This window comes from Oleiphilus sp. HI0123 (assembly GCF_001635315.1).
Window position 1 is genome coordinate 1 of record NZ_LWGE01001546.1, and the last position, 1,097, is coordinate 1,097.

General features: G+C 42.1%; 1 protein-coding gene and 1 pseudogene. One reads left to right on the top strand and one right to left on the bottom strand.

Features of this window, described 5'->3' with window-relative positions; translation table 11 throughout:
• A pseudogene (locus tag A3761_RS28000) lies at positions 1-265 on the top strand (hypothetical protein); the annotation flags it as partial.
• Between the two features lie 69 nt (positions 266-334).
• Here A3761_RS28000 and A3761_RS28005 read toward each other — a convergent pair.
• Positions 335-1,006, bottom strand: a complete 672-nt coding sequence (locus A3761_RS28005; protein WP_068515173.1) for a PEP-CTERM sorting domain-containing protein — start codon at positions 1,004-1,006, stop codon at positions 335-337.
• Between the last annotated feature and the right edge of the window lie 91 nt (positions 1,007-1,097).

Genomic DNA, 1,097 nt, shown 5'->3' on the forward strand with positions numbered 1-1,097 from the left:
CTTTGCAGATCGCGATGATTTTGATGATGCGATTGATTTTGTCGGTTGGTATATGAATCGAAGTAGCAAGATAAACAAGGTTAGTAAATGGGATGCCTACGCACAATACCTAAATTATCACGAAGGGCATGGTGGTTATCGTAGAGCTAGTTATGAAAAAAAACCTTGGCTAAAAAAGGTAGCGAAGAAGGTTGAGGCTCGGGCTAAAAAATATAGTGAGCAATACTGGTCGTGTAAAGATGACTTAAATAGTGGGTGGTTTTAGACAAGATTGATAGGCATAAAAAAACCTCACAAATGCGAGGCTTTTTTATTATTACTTGCGAGTGCTAGATTAAGCTTGCTTACGACGAGCGAAACCTAGACCAGCCAAACCAAGACCTAGAAGAGCTAGAGTGCCTGGCTCTGCAACTGATACTTCGAATGACTGGTGGATGCCGTCACCGCGCGATTCTACGATTACGCCGTCAACATTTTTGTACTTCGTATATGGCTTGCTACCAACTAGAACGTTTGGTGTTGCATAGTTTTGGCCGATGAAGATGCCGAAGTCTTCAGTGCCTGGATCTGTTGTGTTGTCTTCCAGGTCAGCAAAAAGGCTTGAACCCAAGTTAAAGCGAGTAAGCTTTGTGTCTTTGTCAAGGTCAAAGGTAAACCCATCATAGCCATTGCTATTTGTTTTTGCAGTCCAGTTGATAGTATTGCCCCAGTTGCTTGTAGAGGTGTAGTCACTGCCGTCAAAGCTAATGGTTGTAGCTGTAGGAGAGCTGCCATTTACGACTTCGAAGCTACCAAACCATGTGGCGTTTGATGATACATTTGGGCTTCTCCAACGAACATTCCATTGATAGTCATTGCCTTCAGTTGTCCAAAGGTAATAACCGTTTCCTTGTGAGCCAAGGTTGATGTTTGTTGCGGACGTTTCACCAGTGTACTGAGGTGTTGCAAGAGCGCATACAGAGGTAACTGCTAAAGTTGCTGCTGCTAAAAGCTGCTTAAGTTTCATGTAATTTTCCTTATTTGTAATTAAATGACGACTACAAAATAGTCCGTTAATTATAACTGTTGTTCAAAGCATTAGTTGTGCCAATGATCCA